The organism is Metabacillus sp. 22489, from assembly GCF_052044855.1.
In the GTDB taxonomy this organism is placed as follows: Bacteria; Bacillota; Bacilli; order Bacillales; family Bacillaceae; genus Metabacillus; species Metabacillus niabensis.
On record NZ_JBQENT010000026.1, the window covers coordinates 16,977 to 32,983 of the forward strand.

The window sequence follows — 16,007 nt, forward strand, 5'->3', positions numbered from 1 at the left end:
GAGGGTAGAAAGTGGGGGCAACGAGCATGTTTATGGGAGAGTACCATCACACCATAGATTTAAAGGGCAGAATGATTGTCCCATCAAAGTTTAGAGATGGACTAGGTGAGACTTTCGTCTTAACTAGAGGCCTAGACCAATGCTTGTTTGGTTATCCAATGAGTGAATGGAAAGTAATAGAAGAAAAACTAAAAGCCCTCCCTTTAACAAAAAAGGATGCTCGTGCATTTACCCGTTTTTTCTTCTCAGGAGCAATTGAATGTGAACTAGATAAACAAGGTCGTATCAATATTGCTTCACCACTTTTGCAGTATGCCAAGCTAGAAAAAGAATGTGTTGTTATCGGAGTTTCAAATCGGATTGAATTATGGAGCAAGTCCATTTGGGAGAATTATGTTTCAGAACAAGAAGATTCCTTTGAAGAAATTGCTGAAAACATGATTGACTTTGATATATAATGCTCCCTTAGGTAACAATGTATGATAGTGGACAAGCTATAAATGGATTTGAAATTTGAAAAGGTGGTACACAACAATGTTTGAACATACAACAGTACTTTTAAAGGAAACAGTTGATGGTTTAGAAGTAAAAGCAGATGGAGTTTATGTTGATTGCACATTAGGTGGAGCAGGACATAGCAGCTATTTACTTTCACAATTGTCCGAAAAGGGACATTTATATGCCTTTGATCAAGATGATATTGCTTTAGCAAATGCAAAAAAGAAATTAGCGAATTACGATGGACAAGTAACGTTCATAAAAAGTAACTTCAGGTACTTAAAAGAGAAGTTGACAGAGCAAGGTGTAGAGAAAGTGGATGGGATTATTTTTGATTTAGGAGTTTCTTCTCCACAGTTAGATACACCGGAGAGAGGCTTTAGCTATCACCATGATGCACCGCTTGATATGAGAATGGATCAGCAATCAGAGATATCAGCATACAATGTCGTTAATGAATGGTCCTATGAAGCTTTAGTCAAAATATTTTTTAAGTATGGTGAAGAAAAATTTTCAAAACAAATTGCTAGGAAAATTGAAACGTATCGTGAAAAGGAAGCAATAAAGACAACAGGTCAACTCGTTGAAATTATTAAAGAGGCGATACCTGCACCAGCGCGTCGTAAAGGTGGACATCCAGCAAAGCGAATTTTTCAAGCAATTCGGATTGCGGTGAATGATGAATTAAAGGTTTTTGAAGAAGCGATTGAACAATCAATTGATTTGTTAAAGCAAGGTGGCAGAGTGAGTGTAATAACGTTCCATTCCTTGGAGGATCGAATTTGTAAATCGGCATTTAAAGAAGCAGCAACTCCTCCAGAAATACCTCGAAATATGCCGTATATCCCAGAAGGATATGAACCAAAAATTAAAATTATAACTAGAAAACCAATTATTCCTTCAGAAAAAGAGCTTGAAGAGAATAATCGAGCAAGATCAGCTAAATTAAGAATCGCTGAAAAGATGTAGTGAAAACTTAAGAGTTAACAACTATCTTACTAATCGACTTAAAAGGAGGTATCATCAATGAGCAATTTAGCTACACAGCAAAAGATAGAGCTACAAAGACAACAAGTACCGGTACAAGAACCATTAGTAATAAGAAGAAGGGCAACGATTACCCTTGGTGAAAAACTATTAATTTTGATGTTTGTAGCCCTTTTCGTAATCGGTGCAGTAAACATTATTACGAAAAGCTATGCCGTTTATCAAGCGAATATTGAAATCCAAAAAACTGAAGCGAAAATTGATGAGCAAACTAAGCTAATTAGTGACCTCCATGTACAAGTTGAAGAATTGAGTACATATGATCGAATTTGGGAAAAAGCAAAAGAGTTAGGATTAACTTTAGACCAAAATAACGTAAAAAGTGTACAAGAATAGGAGCATTTTAGTAAAAAAGTAAATAAATAAAGGATAGAGAGAGCTGTGCCACATAAGACATATGTAGCCGGCTCTTTTTCATCACGTTTATAAATTACGTGATATAATAATACCCGATATGAAAGTTTTGTAGGTATGTTGATGACTAGTATGTAGCTAGAAAGCTTATTCATGATAATCTAATTCTTAGTGTAGTTTGCCAATATTATGTTTAAAGGAGTTACGTATGAAATTAACGCAAAAAAATACAAATATGAATAGAGGCGCAGCATTTTTATCATTGATTTTTGCCCTTCTTTTTCTATCTATATTTATACGTTTCTTTTATATTCAAGCAACTGGTACTGTCCATGGCGAAGTGCTTGCCGCTCGAGCGGAAATGCTTTATGAAAGTAAACGACCAATTGAAGCGAAGCGAGGTACTATTTATGATGCAAATGGCGAAGTGATTGCTGAAGACAAAGCATCATATAAGTTAGTCGCGATTCTTGATGATGAATTAACAACAGATCCAGATAACCCTCAGCATGTTGTTGATATTCAAGAAACAGCACAAAAACTGGCTCCTTTAATTGGAATGGAAGAAAGTGAAGTTGTTAAAATTCTTTCGAAAAAGGGAATGTATCAAGTTGAATTTGGTTCAGCAGGACGTGATATAAGTCAAACGTTAAAAGAAAAAATTGAGGCATTGAAGCTCCCAGGTATTACGTTTATTCGTGATACGACAAGGTTTTATCCGAACGGGTTATTTGCATCTCATTTAATAGGATATGCTCAAAAAGAAGAAGAGAGTTCCAAAGCTGTGGGAATGATGGGACTTGAAAAATCATTAGAAAAGTATCTTCAAGAAGAGGATGGATATGTAAAATTTCAAAAGGATCATTATAATTGGAAGCTTCCTAATAGTAATGATGAGATTGTTGCACCTAAAAATGGAAATGATGTGTATTTAACCATTGACCAAAAAATCCAAACATTTTTAGAAGACGCGATGAATCAAGTTGTCAATCAATATTCTCCGGAAAATATCATTGCTGTAGTAGCGGATCCAAAAACAGGGAAAATTCTTGCAATGGGTCAAAGACCAAGCTTTGATCCGAATAAGAGGGATATTACATCCTATGCAAATTCTGTTATTTCCTATCCGTTCGAACCAGGCTCAACGATGAAAATCTTTACATTAGCTGCTGCGATAAACGAAGGTGTCTATAATGGGAATGCTTATTTTCAATCAGGTTCATATGATATAGAGGGACCTCCAATAAAGGATCATAATGGTGGACGTGGCTGGGGTCCGATAACATATAATGAAGGTGTTCAACGATCTTCAAATGTTGGATTTTCGATTATAGCAGATCAATTACTCGGTACTGATCGACTCTATCAATATTTAAATAAATTTGGTTTTACGAAAAAAACAGGAATCGATTTACCTGATGAAGCGTCTAGTAAAATTAATTTTGATAAGCATCGTGACCAAGTTTCTACCGCGTTTGGACAAGCATCTGCAGTTACAGCTATTCAGCAAGTTCAGGCTGCAACAGCAATCGCTAATAATGGAAAAATGATGAAGCCATATGTGATTGATAAAATTGTTGATATTGATAACGGTAAAACAGTTAAAGAAACAAAGCCATCTGTTGTCGGTCATCCAATTACTGAAAAAACTGCGGATGAAGTATTATCAATTCTTGAAACGGTTGTAAGCTCTGAAAAAGGAACGGGAAAGTCATTTCGAATCGAAGGATATGATATAGCAGGTAAGACCGGAACAGCGCAAATTTCAACTTCAAATGGGTATTTATCAGGTAATGACAATCATATTTTCTCATTTTTGGGCATGGCGCCAAAGGATGATCCTGAATTAATCGTATATGTAGCAGTACAACAGCCGAAATTAGAGGGGAAAGCTGGAAGTGTGCCAGTGTCGATGATTTTTAATACAGTGATGGAAAATAGCTTAAAGTATATGCAAATTGCTCCTTCTAAAGAGAGTGATTCTAAAGAAGCTACAAATGATGCTGAAAAAGAGGAGTTAGTTCTACCATCACTTGAAGGCGCTACTTCGGCAAATGCAAATAAGAACCTAAAGGATCTTGGATTAACACCAATTTTACTTGGGAATGGAAACTATGTTATTTCGCAATATCCTGAAGCTGAAACACCGATTATAAGTAAGGAAAAAATTATGTTAAAGACATCTGAAGAAGTAAAAATGCCAAATATGATTGGTTGGTCAAAGCGAGATGTCATGAAGCTAGGTAATATTCTAGGGGTAACAGTGAAAACTGAGGGTTCTGGATATGTTGCAAAGCAGAGTATTAAAAAAGATAGTATTGTTAAAAAAGGTGATGTCTTAACTGTAACGTTGAAAGATGAAGAAGCATAATGACAAATGAATAGAGAAGGAACTAAGGGCTGATCTCGTCTAGAGATCGCTCTTTTTTTGTGAGTATATAAAACTTTGTTAATGATCGTGCGATTATATAGATGTTCTATCTTTTTAAGTACAAGCATATATTTGAACGAGCCTAGACAAGGGGGAGAAATATATGCGGGTATCAAATGTAACTGTTAGAAAACGGCTAGTGTTAACGTTGCTATTTGGTTTTCTCATCTTTTTAATTATCGACATACGTCTAGGATATGTTCAATTTTTTCTTGGCTCCTCTCTTACCTCTGGTGCGAAAGACCTATGGAGCAGAAATATTCCATTTGAACCAGAAAGAGGAGAAATTTTAGACAGAAATGGCGTAAAGCTTGCAACAAATATGAGTGCGCCAACGATTTATGTTGTTCCAAGACAGATTGAGAATCCTGCTGAGACTGCAAAAAAACTAGCAGACGTCTTAGATATGTCGCAAGAAAAAGCATATCAACATATCACGAAAAAGGTTTCGATTCAGCAAATTAATCCAGAAGGTAGAAAGATTTCTCATGAAAAGGCGAATGAAGTAAGAGAGTTAAATTTAAAAGGGGTTTATATTGCAGAAGATTCAATTCGTTATTACCCTTTTGGTAGTTATTTATCACATGTGTTAGGTTTTGCTGGTATCGATAATCAAGGTTTACTAGGTTTGGAATCTTATTATGATGAGCAATTAAAGGGAAAAGACGGTTATGTGAAATTTTTCTCTGATGCAAAAGGACAACGGATGCCTGATGAAGCTGATGATTATACACCACCGATTGATGGGAATAACTTAAAATTAACGATTGATTCCCGTGTGCAAACAATCATTGAACGAGAATTAGATAATGTACAAGCAACCTACAATCCGGATGGAATCATTGCGATCGCAATGAACCCTAATAACGGTGAAATATTGGCAATGTCGAGTCGTCCGGACTTTGACCCAGCAGATTTCCGAAAAGTAGATCCTACCGTGTACAATAGAAACCTGCCTGTTTGGAGTACGTACGAACCAGGGTCAACTTTTAAAATTATTACACTAGCTGCAGCTCTCGAGGAAGAAAAGGTCAATTTAGAAAAAGATACGTTCGATGATGATGGTGCTGTGGAAGTTGATGGAGCTAGGTTAAGGTGCTGGAAAAGAGGAGGACATGGTCATCAAACGTTTCTTGAGGTTGTTCAAAATTCGTGTAACCCTGGATTTGTAGAGCTTGGTCAAAGACTAGGAGAAGAGAAACTATTTAAATATATAAAGGACTTCGGTTTCGGACAAAAAACGGGTATTGATTTGCAGGGTGAAGGAAAAGGGATTTTGTTTAATCCGGAAAGAGTTGGACCTGTTGAGTTAGCGACAACCGCATTTGGTCAAGGTGTTTCCGTAACACCGATTCAACAAGTTGCCGCCGTATCCGCTGCAGTCAATGGCGGGATATTATATACCCCATACATTGCCAAAGAATGGGTCGATCCCGTAACAAACCAAGTTATTAGTCGAACGACTCCTGAAGCAAAACGAAGAGTAATTTCTGAGGAAACTTCAAAAGAAATCCGCTATGCTTTAGAAAGTGTTGTTGCATTAGGAACTGGTCGAAATGCATATGTTGATGGATATCGTGTAGGCGGGAAGACGGGAACTGCACAAAAAGTCAAAGATGGAAAGTATATGGAGAATAACCATATTGTTTCCTTTATAGGATTTGCTCCAGCAGACGATCCGCAAATTGTTGTTTATGTTGCTGTAGATAATCCGAAAGGTACGATCCAATTTGGTGGAACGGTTGCAGCGCCGATAGTTGGAAATATTATGAGGGATGCATTACCTGAATTAGGTGTAAGTCCTAGAAAAGAGCAAATTGAAAAAGAATACAAATGGCTAGACACAAAATTAGTAGAGGTTCCGAATATTATAGGGCTAACGAAGCAAGAACTTGCAGAACAGTTCGTAAATCTAAAATTGGACGTGTCTGGTGAAGGAGATGTTGTTGTGCAACAGTCCCCAAGCGAAGGTGTAAAAGTGAAAGAAGGCTCCACTGTTAGAGTTTATTTAGGTGAGGAAAAAAATAAATCAAATAATTAAAAGATAGAAAGAAAGCATGGCCATCTTATAGGATGTCACGCTTTCTTTCTGTTTCTAAAATATTAATCAAATAGTAGAAAAAAACAATGAAAAACATTAAAAGTTATTTTACATAATTAATGATTGCAACCTTTTTTAAAAGAAATTACAATGAATGATGGCTCTTTTTAGTTAAGTAAGATAAAATAGGTACGGAAACCTTTCTTATGAATAGAATGATTGTTTCGCAACCTTTATTGAATAAGCCTTACTTACTTATTTCTTTGAAATTATAAGGAAAAGCAGAAGTGTCTTACAGGAAGGTTGAAAAACTGTGACCATTTTTATGTCTTTAAATGGAAAGGTATTTGTCACTTAGGGCTTTTTTTAAAATAAAGCCCACTTAATAAGTACGATGAAAAAAGAAATAATGTATATTATCCTTGGGTAAAGAAATGAAGGTAGGAATTTGCGATGAAATTAAATGATTTACTTACATACTTATATGGAAATCAAACTTTTCCTGAAGAAAATCCATCTATTACTTCTATTGAGATGGATTCCAGAGAGGTTAAAGAGGGAAGTTTGTTTATATGTATTGAAGGTTATACCGTTGATGGTCATCAATTTGCCGAAAAGGCACAAGAAAGCGGTGCAGCTGCCATTTTAGCTGAGAAGCATGTTGATGTTGATATTCCGGTCATTATTGTTCGAGATACAAAAAGGGCAATGGCTGTACTTGCAGACGCATTTTACGGCCAACCAACACATCAATTACATCTAATTGGTGTCACTGGAACAAATGGAAAAACAACAACAACACATATTATTGAGAAAATATTAAATACTGCTAAGAAGAAGACTGGGTTAATTGGCACGATGTACATCAAAATTGGTGAAGAATTACACGATGTAAAAAATACAACACCTGAGAGCTTAACGTTACAAAAAACATTTCGAGAAATGCTTGATAAAGATGTATCACATGCTGTCATGGAGGTATCCTCACATGCTCTTCATCTCGGAAGAATTCATGGCTGTGACTTTAATGTAGCGGTGTTTACAAACCTAACTCAAGACCATTTAGATTACCATAAAACAATGGAAGCTTATAAATATGCAAAAGGTTTACTCTTTGCACAATTAGGTAATCGTTTTGATTATAATCAACCTAAAATTGCTGTACTAAATGAAGATGAAGAGGCTTCTGAAGAATTTAAGAAAATGACATCTGCTTCGCTTTTAACATATGGAATTGACAATGATGCTGATGTTATGGCGAAAAATATTAAAATGACTTCTAAAGGTACTGAATTTACGCTTTTAACTCCAAATGGAACGAAAAACGTGACAATAAATATGGTTGGGAAATTTAGCGTTTATAATGTGTTAGCGGCTGTTTCCGCCTGTCTTGCTTCAAATATTGATTTAGAAACGATTGTTTCAGCTGTCGAAACAATGGAAGGTGTTAGAGGCAGATTTGAACTTGTTGATGACGGACAGGATTTTACGGTTATTGTAGATTATGCTCATACTCCGGATAGTTTAGAAAACGTGCTGCAAACGATAAAACAATTTGCAGAAGGCAAGATTTTTTGTATAGTTGGCTGTGGAGGAGATCGAGATAAGTCAAAGCGACCAATTATGGCAAAAATAGCAGCTGCTAACAGCGATGTGACGATTTTCACCTCTGATAATCCAAGAAGTGAAGATCCAGTCGAAATCCTTCGTGATATGGAGGAAGGTGTACCAAATGAGCACTTCCATTCCATTATTAATCGAGAGGATGCTATTCATTTTGCGGTAGAAAAGGCGCAAAAAGGTGATGTTCTTCTTATTGCAGGTAAGGGACATGAAACATATCAGCAAATTGGTGACACAAAGTTTGATTTTGATGACAAGGAAATAGCGAAAAAAGCGATTCGTCAAACGTTAGCACGATAGATGCTACAACAAAGAAATTAATGATATTAATAATTAACAAATCTATTTTTGATAAAGCGGGACAATGCTAATTTACTGTCGTTTTGTCCCCATCTTCATCATAGAATAGGTAACAAAGGATAGAAAGAGAAGTTGATATTATGAAGGAATTATTGGTAGGAAATCATATTTATGTTTGTAGTACATATGATATTCACGTAAATTACAAACAAGCGATGTCAAAACAAATGAATTGTGGGGGAGGGAGTATACATGCTTGAGCAGGTAATTTTAATCACACTTGTAATGGGATTTTTAATTAGTGTATTACTATCTCCCATCACTATTCCTTTTTTGAGGAGATTAAAGTTTGGTCAAAGTATAAGAGAAGAGGGACCTAAATCACATCAGAAAAAATCTGGTACTCCAACAATGGGCGGAGTCATGATCATTATCTCAATTATTATCACAACGATTGCAATGACAGGTAAGTTTTCACAGTTAGGCGTAGAAATGTATTTGTTGCTCTTTGTAACTGTAGGATATGGCCTATTAGGATTTCTAGATGACTTTATTAAGGTTGTCATGAAACGTAATTTAGGTTTAACATCAAGACAAAAATTACTTGGTCAAGTTATTATCGCTGTCATTTTTTATCTTGTTTTCACACAATACGGATTCCAAAAAACGATTTCCATCCCAGGGACAGAGTTATCAATAGATCTTGGCTGGGGTTATGTTGTACTCGTCATTTTTATGTTAGTTGGTGGTTCAAACGCCGTCAATTTAACAGATGGTTTAGACGGATTACTTTCAGGTACAGCAGCAATTGCCTTTGGAGCATTTGCCGTTCTAGCTTGGAGTCAATCCCAGTATGATGTCGCGATCTTTTCAGTTGCCGTAGTAGGAGCTGTTCTAGGATTTTTAGTATTTAATGCACACCCAGCAAAGGTTTTTATGGGAGATACAGGTTCACTTGCTCTAGGTGGAGCAATTGTAACAGTCGCAATTTTAACGAAGCTTGAAATTCTCCTTGTATTAATTGGCGGTGTGTTTGTAATTGAAACATTATCAGTAATTATTCAAGTGATTTCGTATAAAACAACAGGAAAAAGAGTATTCAAGATGAGTCCCTTACACCATCACTATGAATTAGTTGGCTGGTCCGAGTGGCGAGTTGTTGTAACATTTTGGACGATCGGACTTGTATTTGCAGTGCTCGGAATCTATATTGAGGTGTGGTTGTAAGTGAAAATGATTAGTGAATATTTACATAAAGAAGTTTTAGTTATCGGATTAGCTAAGAGTGGCTTAGCTGCTGCTAAATTACTTTATGATCTCGGCGCAAAAGTGACAGTGAATGACTTAAAAGCAACTGAGGAAGATGTTGCTGTGCAAGAGCTAAAAGGTTTAGGGGTGGAAGTGATTTGTGGTGACCATCCTCTCTCTTTATTAAGTGAAAAACATTTTGATTTAATCGTAAAAAATCCTGGTATTCCTTATAAAAATCCGTTAATAAAAATAGCAGTAGAAAAAGAGATCCCGATTATTACTGAAGTTGAATTAGCTTATAAAATCTCTGAAGCTGATATTATCGGGATAACAGGATCAAATGGGAAGACAACGACAACTACTCTTATATATGAAATGCTAAAAGCTGATGCTAAGAATCCGTTAATTGCAGGTAATATTGGAACTGTTGCATGTGATGTAGCACGTCAAGCAACTAAGGAAAATGTTATCGTGATGGAATTATCATCCTTTCAACTGCTAGGAACGATTGAGTTTAAGCCAAAGATTGCAATCATTTTAAATATTTTTGATGCTCATTTAGATTACCATGGGACAAAGGAAGAATATGTTTTTGCCAAAGGGAAGATTTATGAAAATCAAACAAAATCTGATTATGCAATTATTAACTATGATGACCAACTTGTATGTCAAACATCGGAAAAATCACAAGCGAATAAAATCTATTTCTCTACATCAAAAGAGCTTGATGGTGGGGCTTATATTAAGGACGAATTTATTTGCTTTAAAGGTGAGCCGATCATTAACCTGAAAGATATTGTATTACCAGGAAAGCATAATCATGAAAATATTTTAGCAGCAATAACAGCTGTAAAATTAAGAGATGTCACAAACGCTGCAATTATAAAGGTACTAACAAGCTTTACCGGTGTTAAGCACCGACTGCAATATGTTGGTACGATTGAGAACCGTCGTTTTTATAACGACTCTAAAGCAACGAACATTTTAGCAACGAGTAAAGCATTACAAGCTTTTACAGAGCCAACGATTTTATTAGCTGGTGGACTAGACCGAGGAAATGAATTTGACGAATTACTACCTTATCTAGAACATGTAAAGGCAATGATCCTTTTTGGTGAAACAGCAGTAAAATTAGAAAGAATCGCAATTGATAAAGGAATAGAAGTGATTAAACGTGTCGATAATGTGGAACAAGCAGTGTATACGGCGTTTGATATTTCCGAGCAAGGCGATGTAATTTTATTGTCACCAGCATGTGCTAGCTGGGATCAATATAAAACATTCGAGGAAAGAGGAGACATTTTTATTCAAGCCGTGCATAAGCTTAAGTAAGGGCTTGTACAAACTTTTCTTCACGATTGTAACTATTCTATCATGTTCTTTCGTTTAATAGCCCTTAAATATACGGTACAGGGGTGTTTAAGCGTTGACAGCGAAAAGGTCTACACCAGACTTTATATTAGTTTTTCTTACATTACTTCTCTTAACAATAGGTCTTATTATGGTATACAGCGCCAGTGCGGTGTGGGCGACGTATAAATTTGATGATTCATTTTTCTTTGCAAAACGCCAGCTTTTATTTGCTGGAGTTGGTGTCATCGCAATGTTTTTTTTAATGAATGTAGATTATTGGACTTGGAGAACATGGGCAAAGATGTTAATTATTGTTTGCTTCTTTCTCTTGATTGCTGTTTTAATACCAGGCGTTGGGATGGAACGTAATGGTTCAAGAAGTTGGATTGGTGTTGGGGCATTTTCGATTCAGCCTTCAGAATTTATGAAGCTTGCAATGATAGCTTTTTTAGCTAAATTTTTATCGGAAAACCAGAAGAAGATCACTTCCTTTAAAAAAGGTTTAGTTCCCTCACTAGGGCTTGTTTTTACGGCATTCGGCATTATCATGCTACAGCCTGACTTAGGGACTGGAACTGTAATGGTTGGTACTTGTATTGTGATGATTTTTGTATCTGGTGCTAGAGTTAGTCATTTTGCTTGGCTTGGATTAATAGGAGTGGCTGGTTTTATTGCTTTAGTATTATCAGCACCATATCGTATTAAGCGAATCACTTCGTTTTTAGACCCTTGGGAGGATCCACTAGGAAGTGGTTTTCAAATCATTCAATCACTTTATGCGATTGGACCGGGTGGCCTTTTTGGTCTAGGATTGGGGCAGAGCAGACAAAAATTCTTTTATTTACCAGAGCCTCAAACTGACTTTATCTTTGCAATTTTAGCAGAAGAACTTGGATTTATTGGAGGCTCATTTGTACTCCTTCTCTTTGGTCTTTTATTATGGAGGGGAGTAAGAATTGCATTAGGAGCACCTGATTTATACGGTAGCTTTTTAGCAATTGGTATTATTACAATGGTAGCTATTCAGGTAATGATTAATGTAGGTGTTGTAACAGGTTTAATGCCTGTAACAGGAATCACCCTTCCGTTTTTAAGCTATGGAGGGTCATCGCTTACGTTAATGTTAATGGCAATCGGTGTTTTGTTAAATGTCAGTAGGTACTCAAAATATTAATTAAATAGAATGAATATAAATTATTTAGAATGTAGCAAACCTGAGGCTGACGATCGTATTGTGACAGATTAGGATGATAATGTAATCCTCGTATTTGTCCTAATTGTCAGCCTTATCTTTGTGTTAAGAGGAGGAGCAAAATGAAAGTTATTGTTAGTGGTGGTGGTACAGGAGGACATATTTATCCTGCACTTGCTTTAATTAATGAGATCAAAAAAAATTCTTCTGATGTTGAATTTTTATATATAGGTACTGAGAATGGTTTAGAAAAGGATATCGTGAAACGTGCTGGCATCCCATTTAAGTCAATTGAAATTTCAGGATTTAAACGAAAACTCTCGACAGACAACCTAAAAACGATAGCACGCTTTTTTAAGGGAGTTTCATTAAGCAAAAAATACATGAAGGAATTTAAACCTGATGTTGTAATTGGTACAGGTGGCTATGTTTGTGGTCCAGTAGTTTACGCAGCAACAAAACTAAATATACCAACGATGATTCATGAGCAAAATAGTCTTCCAGGTATTACGAATAAGTTTTTAGCTAAATACGTGGATAAAGTCGCTATTTGCTTTGAGGAAGCGAGAAAGTATTTTCCTAGCCAAAAGGTAGTTTTGACAGGGAATCCACGTGCATCAGAGGTGTTAGGACAGGATGCTGAAAAAGGGAGACAATCATTAGGATTAAAGGCAAATCAAAAAACCGTATTAATCTTTGGTGGTAGCAGAGGGGCAAAGGCAATAAATGAAGCAGTTTTGCAAATGATCCCTTTATTAAAAAATAAACCGTATCAGATTGTGTATGTGACTGGTGAAGTGCATTATGACAAGGTTATGAAGGAAGTAGAATTATTAGAAGACTCATCACATGTTATGATTAAGCCTTTTATTCATAATATGCCTGAGGTTTTAGTGAGTGTTGATTTAATTGTCTCAAGAGCAGGTGCTACCTCCTTGGCAGAAATTACTGCTTTAGGGTTACCGAGCATATTAATTCCAAGTCCGTATGTAACTGCAAATCATCAAGAAAAGAATGCTCAAGCAATAAGTGAAAATCATGCTGCAATGATGATTCGCGAACAGGAATTAAATGGGGAATTATTATTAACTCATATTGACGAAATTTTACTAGATGATAAGAAGTTAGCAGAAATGAGTAAGGCTTCAGCGGAATTAGGGATACCGGATGCTGCGACACGTTTATATCGTGAGTTGTTAGAGATCGCAAACAAATAACAACGGGATGAGGAGGTCTTTATGGCTACTTTATATCATGATTTGGTAAATGCGAATATTGGTAAAGTCCTTGAAAACGAACCATTGAAAAAACATACGACGATAAAAATAGGCGGGCCAGCTGAGATATTTGTTGAGCCTAATAGCATAGACAATTTGATTACTGTTTTAAAAATTATCAAAGAACATGGTGTGAATTGGCGAGTCATTGGTCGGGGTTCTAATTTACTTGTACCTGATAATGGGATAAAAGGAGTCGTCATAAAGCTAGGTTCTGGAATTGATACAATCGAATTAAATGATGAACTATTGATTGTTGGTGGCGGGTATTCAATCATTAAATTAGCTACGATCATTAGTAAACAGGGGCTATCAGGTTTGGAATTTTCGAGTGGTATACCCGGTTCTATTGGAGGTGCTATTTATATGAATGCAGGTGCACATGGCTCAGATATGTCCAAAATTTTAGTGAAGGCACAAGTCTTATTTGAGGATGGAACGATTGAATGGTTAACAAATGAGGAAATGGAATTTTCGTATAGAACCTCTATTCTTCAAAAAAAGAAGCCTGGGATTTGTATCGGTGCAATACTCCAATTAAAAAAAGGTAAAAAGGAAGATATTGTTGCCGCGATGCAGAGAAATAAAGACTATCGTAGAGATACACAGCCTTGGAATTACCCATGTGCCGGTAGTATTTTTCGTAATCCACTCCCTCATTATGCAGGACAGCTTGTTGAAGCTGCTGGGTTAAAGGGTTATCAAATAGGTGGAGCAAAAATTTCTGAAATGCATGGTAATTTTATTGTAAATGCTGGTGGAGCAACCGCAAAAGATGTACTTGACTTAATTGCACATGTTAAAGAAGTCATTTTAGAAAAGAATAACATTAAATTGGATACAGAAGTTGAAATAATTGGGACAAATTAAAGATAACATCCCCAAAGTTTGGATTACCTATGGTATAATGACAATGAAAAAACGCTTGAGATTAGACTATATTCTGTCTGAAATAATAAACGGCATCCAGTATGCCGTTTATTTTGTCAAAAGTAGTATTTGTATGATTCCGAAAAAAAGTAACATAAAATATGTTGGGTTTTTTCGCAATCAATACGTTTGATACTTTCTATACATATTAAGAATAATGAAAGATTTCCTAGAGCATAAATGCTAGGGATGAGGTGAATTGTTTGGAGAAGAAGGTTGTTTCGTTAGAGGATCGTATACCTAAATTACAGCAACAGCGGAAGCAAAAATCTAATCGCAGATTGATAATGTTTCTTTCTGTTTTTTTCTTATTAATTTTACTAGTTATCTACTTTCAATCTCCTTTGAGTAAGGTCGGAAGTATTACAGTTAAAGGAAATGAAATTGTTGATTCAAAGAAAATTATTGAATTAAGCGGGATCACAGCCTCAACAGGATTTTGGAATATTAATGAACAACAAGTGATTAGAACAGTAAATAGTATTTTACAAATAAAAGATGTAAAAGTAGAAAAAAAATTACCTAATCATATTATTTTGAATATTACCGAACATAAAAGTGTTGCATATCTTGAAAAAGATGGTGTCTATTTGCCAATACTAGACAATGGAGAAGTTTTAAAAGAATTTGAAGAGCGTTTGCCTGCAGATGCCCCTGTTTTAAAAAATTGGGACGATGAAGAGGATATTAAGGAAATGATTAAAGAATTGACAAAAATACCTCCTTCGATTTTTAATTCAATATCTGAAATACATCATACACCAGGTAAGACTGATCCATGGCTAGTACGTCTTTATATGAATGATGGATATGAAGTTATTGCTTCGGTTCGTACTTTTGCTAAGAAAATGGAACTATACCCGTCTATTGTAAGTGAACTTGATGAAAATAGTGAAGGGGTTATTCACTTAGAGGTAGGATCTTACTTTGAATCGTACAAACCATTACAAGAGGAGGAGAAGAATGAAAGCAATCTTGAAACTGAGGGGTAGATACGTAATATTATCCCTCATTTTCCTTGTTTTAGGATTTTTGATTTCCTACTCTTATCAGCTAACGAAAGAAAAAAATAGTAATCAAACACTGTCCACTGAACAATGGGATGAAGAATATGAAACTAGATCGTTATTGATTGAAGAGGAAAAGACAAATAAAACCTTACAAGAGGAGCTATATAAAAAACAAGAGGAAGTTAAAAAGATTGAGGAATCGTTAAAGAGCGAAAAGCAAGTATATTATAATTTAGTTGAAGATGTTGAAAAATATCGGATGTATGTTGGTGATTTACCAGTTAAAGGGAAAGGTGTAGAGATATCCCTTGAGGATGCTTCATACGTACCTGATAGTGAAAATGTTAACAATTATATTGTTCATGAGAGCCATATTTTTAAAGTTATTAACGAACTATATATATCAGGAGCAGATGCCATCTCAATTAATGGTCAAAGATTAAGTAGTAACTCTTACATATTTTGCAATGGTCCTGTCATTACAGTTGACGGAAACCAATTTCCAGCGCCTTTTGTCATTTCAGCAATTGGCGACCCGTCTGTTTTAATTCCTGCCTTAAATATTGCTGGAGGGGTCATAGATCAACTCACATATGACAATATTGTTGTTTCCGTGCAAGAAAAAGATGAGATTAAGATGGATCCTTTACTTCAAGAGCAAAAGACTTCTTCTTAAATAAAAAATGGGACTGTAAGGTGG

13 protein-coding genes are annotated in these 16,007 nt (G+C 35.7%); all 13 read left to right on the top strand.

Going from position 1 to position 16,007, the window contains the following annotated elements; genetic code table 11:
* Positions 1 to 26: 26 nt before the first annotated feature.
* The 13 genes from mraZ to ACTJJ9_RS15435 all read left to right on the top strand — a co-directional run bounded on the left by mraZ (position 27) and on the right by ACTJJ9_RS15435 (position 15,983).
* A complete protein-coding gene (mraZ, locus tag ACTJJ9_RS15375) occupies positions 27 to 458 on the top strand; it encodes a division/cell wall cluster transcriptional repressor MraZ (protein WP_095298880.1) in 432 nt (143 codons plus the stop codon).
* Between the two features lie 76 nt (positions 459 to 534).
* Positions 535 to 1,467: a 16S rRNA (cytosine(1402)-N(4))-methyltransferase RsmH gene (gene rsmH, locus ACTJJ9_RS15380; RefSeq protein WP_145582222.1), complete on the top strand. Its 933-nt coding sequence runs from the start codon at positions 535 to 537 to the stop codon at positions 1,465 to 1,467.
* 57 nt (positions 1,468 to 1,524) lie between these two features.
* Entirely contained in the window at positions 1,525 to 1,881 is a 357-nt protein-coding gene (gene ftsL / locus ACTJJ9_RS15385) for a cell division protein FtsL (protein WP_145582221.1), read from the top strand.
* 226 nt (positions 1,882 to 2,107) lie between these two features.
* Positions 2,108 to 4,270 (top strand): penicillin-binding protein, encoded by a 2,163-nt coding sequence (locus ACTJJ9_RS15390; RefSeq protein WP_145582220.1) that lies wholly within the window; start codon positions 2,108 to 2,110, stop codon positions 4,268 to 4,270.
* Positions 4,271 to 4,433: 163 nt separating this feature from the next.
* Positions 4,434 to 6,371 carry a stage V sporulation protein D gene (locus ACTJJ9_RS15395; RefSeq protein WP_145582219.1) on the top strand — a complete coding sequence of 646 codons (1,938 nt, stop codon included), beginning with the start codon at positions 4,434 to 4,436 and terminating at the stop codon, positions 6,369 to 6,371.
* A 453-nt stretch (positions 6,372 to 6,824) separates the two neighbouring features.
* The gene (locus ACTJJ9_RS15400; protein WP_145582218.1) at positions 6,825 to 8,294 is read left to right on the top strand and encodes a UDP-N-acetylmuramoyl-L-alanyl-D-glutamate--2,6-diaminopimelate ligase; all 1,470 of its coding nucleotides are present in this window, start codon (positions 6,825 to 6,827) and stop codon (positions 8,292 to 8,294) included.
* Between the two features lie 252 nt (positions 8,295 to 8,546).
* On the top strand, positions 8,547 to 9,521 hold the full coding sequence (gene mraY, locus ACTJJ9_RS15405) for a phospho-N-acetylmuramoyl-pentapeptide-transferase (protein WP_145582217.1): 975 nt from the start codon (positions 8,547 to 8,549) through the stop codon (positions 9,519 to 9,521).
* Complete coding sequence (gene murD, locus ACTJJ9_RS15410; protein WP_440768708.1) at positions 9,522 to 10,877, top strand: UDP-N-acetylmuramoyl-L-alanine--D-glutamate ligase; 1,356 nt, start codon at positions 9,522 to 9,524, stop codon at positions 10,875 to 10,877.
* Positions 10,878 to 10,971: 94 nt separating this feature from the next.
* Positions 10,972 to 12,072 (top strand): stage V sporulation protein E, encoded by a 1,101-nt coding sequence (gene spoVE / locus ACTJJ9_RS15415; RefSeq protein ID WP_145582216.1) that lies wholly within the window; start codon positions 10,972 to 10,974, stop codon positions 12,070 to 12,072.
* Positions 12,073 to 12,212: 140 nt separating this feature from the next.
* Complete coding sequence (gene murG / locus ACTJJ9_RS15420; protein WP_145582215.1) at positions 12,213 to 13,307, top strand: undecaprenyldiphospho-muramoylpentapeptide beta-N-acetylglucosaminyltransferase; 1,095 nt, start codon at positions 12,213 to 12,215, stop codon at positions 13,305 to 13,307.
* A 21-nt stretch (positions 13,308 to 13,328) separates the two neighbouring features.
* Positions 13,329 to 14,237 (top strand): UDP-N-acetylmuramate dehydrogenase, encoded by a 909-nt coding sequence (gene murB / locus ACTJJ9_RS15425; RefSeq protein ID WP_145582214.1) that lies wholly within the window; start codon positions 13,329 to 13,331, stop codon positions 14,235 to 14,237.
* A gap of 263 nt (positions 14,238 to 14,500) precedes the next feature.
* The gene (locus ACTJJ9_RS15430) at positions 14,501 to 15,289 is read left to right on the top strand and encodes a cell division protein FtsQ/DivIB (protein ID WP_095298860.1); all 789 of its coding nucleotides are present in this window, start codon (positions 14,501 to 14,503) and stop codon (positions 15,287 to 15,289) included.
* On the top strand, positions 15,279 to 15,983 hold the full coding sequence (locus ACTJJ9_RS15435) for a DUF881 domain-containing protein (RefSeq protein WP_145582233.1): 705 nt from the start codon (positions 15,279 to 15,281) through the stop codon (positions 15,981 to 15,983). Before ACTJJ9_RS15430 ends, ACTJJ9_RS15435 begins: the two co-directional genes overlap by 11 nt.
* Positions 15,984 to 16,007 lie beyond the last annotated feature (24 nt).

Excerpts from the sequence above, each read along its gene's own strand:
- murB (WP_145582214.1), top strand. The coding sequence starts at position 13,329 with ATGGCTACTTTATATCATGATTTGGTAAATGCGAATATTGGTAAAGTC.
- murG (WP_145582215.1), top strand. The coding sequence starts at position 12,213 with ATGAAAGTTATTGTTAGTGGTGGTGGTACAGGAGGACATATTTATCCT.
- ACTJJ9_RS15400 (WP_145582218.1), top strand. The coding sequence starts at position 6,825 with ATGAAATTAAATGATTTACTTACATACTTATATGGAAATCAAACTTTT.
- ACTJJ9_RS15395 (WP_145582219.1), top strand. The coding sequence starts at position 4,434 with ATGCGGGTATCAAATGTAACTGTTAGAAAACGGCTAGTGTTAACGTTG.
- mraZ (WP_095298880.1), top strand. The coding sequence starts at position 27 with ATGTTTATGGGAGAGTACCATCACACCATAGATTTAAAGGGCAGAATG.
- rsmH (WP_145582222.1), top strand. The coding sequence starts at position 535 with ATGTTTGAACATACAACAGTACTTTTAAAGGAAACAGTTGATGGTTTA.
- mraY (WP_145582217.1), top strand. The coding sequence starts at position 8,547 with ATGCTTGAGCAGGTAATTTTAATCACACTTGTAATGGGATTTTTAATT.
- ACTJJ9_RS15390 (WP_145582220.1), top strand. The coding sequence starts at position 2,108 with ATGAAATTAACGCAAAAAAATACAAATATGAATAGAGGCGCAGCATTT.
- ftsL (WP_145582221.1), top strand. The coding sequence starts at position 1,525 with ATGAGCAATTTAGCTACACAGCAAAAGATAGAGCTACAAAGACAACAA.